The organism is Mycobacterium sp., assembly GCF_032159775.1.
Lineage (GTDB): Bacteria > Actinomycetota > Actinomycetes > Mycobacteriales > Mycobacteriaceae > Mycobacterium.
On the sequence record NZ_JAVHWK010000017.1, the window covers coordinates 1 to 6,900 of the forward strand.

At 64.7% G+C, this 6,900-nt stretch carries 7 protein-coding genes; 3 read left to right on the top strand and 4 right to left on the bottom strand.

Annotated features, from left to right (window positions below; genetic code table 11):
- The coding region (locus QOJ24_RS01540) for a thiolase family protein (RefSeq protein WP_526258422.1) at positions 1-395 on the bottom strand (395 nt) is incomplete at its 3' end.
- A 144-nt stretch (positions 396-539) separates the two neighbouring features.
- Between QOJ24_RS01540 and QOJ24_RS01545 the strand changes: the two genes are divergently transcribed.
- Together QOJ24_RS01545 and QOJ24_RS01550 are read left to right on the top strand one after the other, a co-directional pair.
- The gene (locus QOJ24_RS01545; protein ID WP_526258424.1) at positions 540-2,039 is read left to right on the top strand and encodes a class I adenylate-forming enzyme family protein; all 1,500 of its coding nucleotides are present in this window, start codon (positions 540-542) and stop codon (positions 2,037-2,039) included.
- 11 nt (positions 2,040-2,050) lie between these two features.
- Positions 2,051-2,353, top strand: a complete 303-nt coding sequence (locus tag QOJ24_RS01550) for a hypothetical protein (RefSeq protein WP_526258426.1) — start codon at positions 2,051-2,053, stop codon at positions 2,351-2,353.
- On the opposite strand, the gene fadD12 is transcribed toward QOJ24_RS01550, so the two are convergent.
- On the bottom strand, positions 2,354-3,994 hold the full coding sequence (fadD12, locus tag QOJ24_RS01555; protein ID WP_526258428.1) for an acyl-CoA ligase FadD12: 1,641 nt from the start codon (positions 3,992-3,994) through the stop codon (positions 2,354-2,356).
- A 5-nt stretch (positions 3,995-3,999) separates the two neighbouring features.
- Positions 4,000-4,740, bottom strand: a complete 741-nt coding sequence (locus QOJ24_RS01560) for a 1-acyl-sn-glycerol-3-phosphate acyltransferase (protein WP_526258432.1) — start codon at positions 4,738-4,740, stop codon at positions 4,000-4,002.
- Between the two features lie 182 nt (positions 4,741-4,922).
- On the opposite strand from QOJ24_RS01560, the gene QOJ24_RS01565 reads away from it, so the two are divergent.
- Positions 4,923-6,308: a WS/DGAT/MGAT family O-acyltransferase gene (locus QOJ24_RS01565; protein WP_526258434.1), complete on the top strand. Its 1,386-nt coding sequence runs from the start codon at positions 4,923-4,925 to the stop codon at positions 6,306-6,308.
- Between the two features lie 48 nt (positions 6,309-6,356).
- Here QOJ24_RS01565 and QOJ24_RS01570 read toward each other — a convergent pair.
- Positions 6,357-6,900, bottom strand: a 544-nt coding sequence (locus tag QOJ24_RS01570; protein ID WP_526258430.1) for an SDR family NAD(P)-dependent oxidoreductase, incomplete at its 5' end; no start/stop codon positions are given.

The following is a 6,900-nucleotide window of genomic DNA, read 5'->3' on the forward strand; positions in this document are numbered from 1 at the left end:
TGGTCGCCGTACCACTGCGGCAGGCCCGACACCGACGGGTCGGCGCCGAACGCGCCCCGCGGATGCTTATCCAGTCCCACGCCGATCGCGATCTCCGCCTCGCCGAGCGCGACGTCTCGCGCGGCCAGTGTCAGCAGCGAATTGCCTGTCGCGCAGCCGCTCAACGTGGCACGCGCGGGCACCCCCGTCATGCCTACCAGGCCGGTGACCGCTTCCGGGTTGGCCACTTCCAGGCTGCCCGCATAGAGGCTGCCTACGTCGGAGAAGTCGACGCCGGCATCGCGCAATGCCCGGCTGATCGCCACGGCGCCCATCTCGAGCGCCGACCGGTCCTCGTACCGTCCGAACGGGTGCAATCCGACACCGATGATCGCGATATCGGGCGTGCTGCTCATTGCGCTCCTTCTGGCATCTGTGCGCGGTGCGGAGCCGTTGACGGCCAGGTGCGCGGCGATTTGACGTCCGTAAGTCTATAACTATATACCTGATTCTCAGGCTGCAGTCTACAATCGGCCTACTCGCGGATGAAGGCTGAGGCATTGAGCATTTCGTTGTTGTTAGAGATGGCGGTTTCCGAAGACCCGGAACGGATTGCCCTGGTGGACGGCGCCCATCGGTTGACCATCGCAGAACTCAGCCAGCTGGCCGACGGCGGAGCCGGGGTGGTCGCCGCATCGGGCGCCGAGCATGTGGCATATGTCGGATCGGGCGGCGTCATGGCACCGCTGCTGATCTTCGCCTCGGCGCGCGCCGGGCGGCCGTACACGCCGATCAACTATCGGCTCAGTGCCGACGGCATCCAGGAGCTGATCGGTCGGCTGCCGAATCCACTCGTCATCGCCGACAGTCGCTACCGTGACATGGTCGGCAACGCCGGTAAGAGCGTCATGTACTCCGATGAAATCCTCGCCGCGGCGCGCACCGCAGAACCGGCCGCGGAGTTCGCCGATCCCGATGACCTGGCGATCGTCCTGTTCACCTCCGGCACGACCTCGAAACCGAAAGCGGTCGAGCTGACACACGGCAACCTGACCAGCTACATCACCGGCACCGTCGAATTCGGATCGGCCGACGCCGGCGACGCGGCGCTGATCTGTGTGCCGCCGTATCACATCGCCGGGGTCAACGCGGCGATGTCCAACCTTTATGCGGGCCGAAAAATGGTGTACTTGGCCAATTTCGAGGCACGCGAGTGGGTAAGGCTTGTTGCGGACGAGAAGGTGACGACCGCCACCGTCGTACCCACTATGTTGGACCGCATCGTCACCGCACTCGAGCGGGAGCCGGTCGAACTGCCAGCCTTGCGGAATCTGGCCTATGGCGGGTCGAAGGTCGGCCTGCCGTTGGTGCGCAAGGCGCTGGATCTGCTGCCGCACGTCGGCTTCGTCAACGCCTACGGCTTGACCGAGACCAGCTCGACCATCGCGGTGCTGACCCCCGACGACCATCGCGAGGCGCACGGCAATCCCGACGAGACGGTCGCCAAGCGTCTCGGCTCGGTCGGCAGGCCGGTGCCCGGCATCGAGGTGCAGATCCGCGACGAGAACGGCCGTGTTCTGCCGCCGGGGGAGTCCGGCGAGCTGTACGTGCGCGGCGAGCAGGTTTCGGGCAAGTACACCGGCATCGGATCGGTGCTCGACGACGACGGCTGGTTCCCCACCAGAGACATCGCGACGCTCGACGACGCGGGCTACCTGTTCATCACCGGACGCTCGGACGACACCATCATTCGCGGTGGCGAGAACATCGCGCCTGCCGAACTGGAAGATGTGCTCATCGAGCATCCGGATGTGCACGAGGTCGCGGTGGTCGGCGTGGAGGATCCAGAATGGGGTCAGGCAATCGTCGCGGTGGTGGTCCCTGCGGCCGGCGCCGAACCGGATCCCGACGAGCTGCGTGAGTACGCTCGAAAAGCTCTGCGGGGATCACGGACACCGGATCGCGTCGTGTTCCGTGACGAGTTGCCGACGAACGCGACGGGCAAGCTGCTGCGCCGGGAGATAGTCGACAGCCTCAGCGTCGCGAAAGCCGAGAAGTAAAGGAAGGCAACATGATCAAGAACGGCACTAGGCTCAAGAGCCAGGTGTGTGATGCCCAGGTCATCGTCGTGAAGGCGGCCGACAGCCTCGACGATCTGCGGTGTGGGGGAGCGTCCATGCTGCCTCTGGACGCCGAGAAGTCGGCAGATGCGTCCCTGGATCCCGACTTCTCCGGCGGCGCGGTGATGGGTAAGCGTTATGTCGACGAGGGCGGCGCGGAAGTGCTGGTGACGAAGGCGGGTGCAGGCACGCTCAGCGTGGGCGAGACCGCGTTGACGCTGAAAGAAGCCAAGCCGCTGCCCGCCAGCGACTGATCAGCCACTGGCGTCGGCGCCCGATTCGATGAGTGCTTGTAGTTCGCGACGGACGATCTTGCCCGTGCTGCTGCGAGGCAGATCGTCGAGCACTGTGATTGTCCGGGGCACTTTGTAGTTGGCCAGGTTCTCGCGCACATGCTCCTTGAGGGTCTCCGGCGTGGCGGAGGCACCTTCGGATAGCACGACAAATGCCGCCAGTCGCTGGCCGTATTTTTCGTCGTCGACGCCGAGCACCGCGGCCTCATCCACCTCTGGATGCGCGGCCAGCGTCTTCTCCACCTCGATCGGGTAGATGTTCTCACCGCCCGAAACGATCATCTCGTCGTCGCGACCGACGACGAACAACCGCCCGTCTTCGTCGACGTATCCGACGTCGCCCGAGCTCATGTAGCCATCGTGAAAGTCCTTGGTGGCACCCGACGTATAGCCATCGAACTGGCTGGAATTGCGCACATAGATGGTGCCGACTTCGCCAGGGGGTTCTTCGCGGAAATCGCTGTCGAGGATGCGAATGTCAGTTCCCGGTGCGGGTCTGCCCGCGGTGTCGGGCGCAGCACGCAGGTCCTCGGGCGTGGCCGTCGCGATCATGCCTGCCTCGGTGGCGTTGTAGTTGTTGTAGATGACGTCGCCGAAACGATCCATGAACTTGATGACGACGTCCGGGCGCATTCGTGAACCCGACGCGGCCGCGAAGCGCAGCGTGCGGCCGCTGTAGCGGGAGACTACTTCGTCGGGCAGTTCGACGATGCGGTCGAACATCACCGGTACGACGCAGAGTCCGGTGGCGCGATGTTCGTCGACGAGGGCGAGAGTGGCCTCGGGGTCGAACTTGCGCCGGGTCACAATGGTGCACGCCATGAAGGCCGCGAACACCAGTTGCCCGAACCCCCAGGCGTGGAACATCGGCGCGACGATCACGGCGGTTTCCTCGGCCCGCCATGGCGTCCGGTCGAGGATCGACTTGAGCTCTGCGGGTCCACCGCCGGAGTGTTTGGCGCCCTTGGGCGACCCGGTGGTGCCCGACGTCAGCAGGATGAGCTTCGACGTCCGCTCGGTCGGCGACGGGCGCTGACCCGTGTGCCCCTCGATCAGCCCGGCGACCGTGGTCGCATGTGGGTCGGCGTCGTCCGTCCACGCGACGATCTTGGTTGCCTCGGGACGGTCCTCGAGAGCTTGGGAAATGGACGGTGCGAATTCCTCGTCGTAGATGATGGCGTCCACCTGCTCGCGGGCCACCACCTCAACCAGTGCCGGACCAGCGAACGACGTGTTCAGCAGCAGCACGTCCGCGCCGATCCTGTTGGCGGCGATCAGTGACTCCACGAACCCTCGGTGGTTTCGAGCCATGATGCCGATGACGGTGGGCTTGCTCGGTAGGCCTTGCAGGGCCGCGGCCAGCGCATCGCTGTGTTGGTCTAGTTCACGCCAGGTCAGCGTGCCGAGTTCATCGACCAATCCCGGGCGGTCGGGGCAGCGTTGGGCGGCGATTGCAAAACCGGATGCGACGTTCATCCCCTGGCGGCGGACCGCCGCTGCCATGCGCACATATCGGTCGGGCCGCATCGGCGCGATGACGCCCGCGCGGGCCATGGTGCCCACAATGCCGGCGGTCTGGTTGAGACGGTCGAGGATGGCCATCGGTCTCAACCGATCACTGGGAGTCGTCGGTCGGCGGCGAGCCCGTCGAGAGCCTGCTGCATGAGGTGACGGACGTGGGCGTCGACCTCATGGATGTCGGGGTCCTCGCCGAATTCCGCGACGATGTCGATGGCTGGCAGCACCTGAGTGACGATCTTGGTCGGCAGTGGCAGGTTCACCGGAAGCACCAGGCTCAAGCCGAAGGGGAGGCCGAACGAGATCGGCAGGATCTTGGCACGCAGCAACCTGTCCAATCGAGTTACTTTTGCCAACCACTCACCGCGCGAGAGGAACAGCTGGTTCTCCTGCCCACCGATCGAGACCGTAGGCACTATCGGCACGCCCGAGTTGAGCGCGGCCCGGACGTATCCGGTGCGACCGTTGAAGTCGATCTTGTTCGCCGACGTCGTGGGCCGGTAGACGTCATAGTCACCGCCCGGGAATACCACCACGACGCCACCTGCACGCAAGGCCTCGTCGGCGTTCTCGTGGCTTGCGGGAATGAAGCCGATCCGCTTCAGAAATTCGCCCTGCGGGCCACCGAAAAGGATGTCGTGGCTGAGTGTGTACACCGGCCGGTCATAGCCGAAGGCGGCGTAGAAATCGGTGGCGAACACCGGTATATCGAGCGCGAACAGCCCGCCCGAGTGATTGGCCACGACGAGTGCGCCGCCAGCCGGGAAGTGGTCGAGTCCCCGTACTTCGGCACGGTGCCAGCCTTTGATCACCGGCCGGATCAGACCCATCAACCGCTCGGTGAGACCCGGATCCCACTTCGTTATAGCCGACGGTTCGTTGTCAGAAGCGTTCACACCCGACCCCCTGTTGAGAAATCGTTAGATATTAACCTATTACGCCCCGCAGGAGCCGGGTACCCGTTTACCGTGAATACGCCACATCGATGACCGATCACGGCGATGGAGGGGTGTTGAAGAGGCTCGGAGGCTGGGACGCGGTCCTGCTGTACAACGAAACGCCCAACCTGCACCAGCACACGATGAAGGTCGCGGTCGTCGACGCTTCGGAATGCGACGATTTCGGGTTCGACCGCTTTCGTCAGACGCTCGCGCGCCGGCTACATCTCCTCGAACCGTTGCGCTATCAGCTCGCCGAGATACCGGGCAAGCTCCATCATCCGATGTGGCTGGAGAACTGCGACGTCGATCTCGATTACCACGTTCGGCGGATGCAGATCAGGCCACCTGGGGGTCGTCGGGAGTTCGACGCGGCGATCGGCGAGGTGGCCTCCACGCCACTGGACCGAAGCAAGCCGCTGTGGGAGTTCCACTTCGTCGAGGGCATGCCGGACAATCGGTACGCCATCATCGGTAAGGTTCATCACGCGCTCGCAGACGGCGTCGCGTCGGCCAACCTGATGGCCCGCGCGCTGGACCTGCCCGGTTCCTCACAATCCGAACGAGACGATTACCGGCGGGATCCCTGCCCGTCCAATCCGCAACTGCTACGCGCTGCCCTTCGCGATCACGTCGCGCTGCTCGGTGAGCTTCCCCATTTGGTGCGGGACACCGCGAAGGGGATTCGGCGGGTACGCCGCGAGTCCAGATCCGCACCCGACCTTGCCCGCAACTTCCATCCACCGGCGACCTTCCTCAACCACGTCGTGACGCCCGGCCGCACGTTCGCCAGTGCCACGCTCGACCTAGCCGAAGTGAAGAGAATCGGCAAGCAACTCGGTGTCACGATCAACGACATGGTGCTGGCCATCAGCACGGGAGCCCTGCGCACCCTCCTGTTGAAGTACGACGGCAACGCAGACGAGCCGCTGTTGTGCGGGGTGCCGGTGAGCATCGACACGTCACCGGAGCGGATCTCGGGCAACGCGATCGGGACCATGGTGGTGTCGCTACCGGTGCATGTCACCGATCCGCTCGACTGGGTGCGTCTCGCCCGCGTCGGCGCGATGATCGGCAAGGAGAACGCCCGCCTGCTCGGCCACGAGCTGGTGAGCCGCTGGGCGAGCTACGCTCCACCGGCCTTGACGGAGTGGGGCTTTCGCCGCATCGCGGTCAGTGGACCCAACAAACTGGTCAACGCCGCCATCTCGAACGTTCCGGGGCCGCGCGAATTCGGCCGAATCGCGTGCGCCCCGATGGTGGAGCTCTACTCGGTAGGACCGCTGACGTTCGGGGTCGGAGTGAACATCACGGTCTGGAGCTACGTCGACCAACTCAACATCTCGGTACTCGCCGACGACGTGACGTTTGCGGATCCGCACGAGATGACCGACGCAATGGCTGACGCGTTCGCGCTCATTCGACAGGCAGTTGGGCTGTCTACCGAGATCAGGTCGTAGCCAATTGCGAACTGGTCGCCGACGGCACCAGCAACTGCTCGTGTGGCGTCAATGTGCGGTCCACCCGCCGTCGATGGTCAGCACCTGCCCAGTCATGTACGTGGACGCACGCGACGCCAGGAACAGCAGTGCACCGTCGAGCTCATCGGGTTCACCCATCCGTCGCATGGGGCAGCCTGTGCGCAGATAGCGTTGGCTTGCTTCGTCTTCGGTCATGGGCGCCGAGCTCTCACTGGGGAAGAAGCCCGGCGCCAAGGCGTTGACGCGGACGCCGTGGCGCGCCCACTGACAGGCGAGGTCACGCGTGAGACTGATGAGCGCGCCCTTTGATGATGAATACGACGCATCCGGAATCGGCCATGCAGCGACCTGGCCGAGGATGGACGAGATGTTGATGATCGAACCGCCGCCGGCGGCGATCATGGGCACGGCGGCCAGTCGGGCGAGATGGAAGGCTCCGACGAGATTGACGTCCAGGGTGCGCCGGAAGGCGTCGATCGATTCCTCGACCGCGGGCGCGGGGGCACCGAAACCGGCGTTGTTCACGACGATGTCGATACGTTCGAAGCGGTCGATCGTGCGGGGAACGATC

What these genes read in the sequence shown, in the direction of transcription:
- QOJ24_RS01550 (WP_526258426.1), top strand. Translation starts at nt 2,051, where the DNA reads ATGATCAAGAACGGCACTAGGCTCAAGAGCCAGGTGTGTGATGCCCAG.
- fadD12 (WP_526258428.1), bottom strand. Translation starts at nt 3,994, where the DNA reads ATGGCCATCCTCGACCGTCTCAACCAGACCGCCGGCATTGTGGGCACC.
- QOJ24_RS01560 (WP_526258432.1), bottom strand. Translation starts at nt 4,740, where the DNA reads ATGGGTCTGATCCGGCCGGTGATCAAAGGCTGGCACCGTGCCGAAGTA.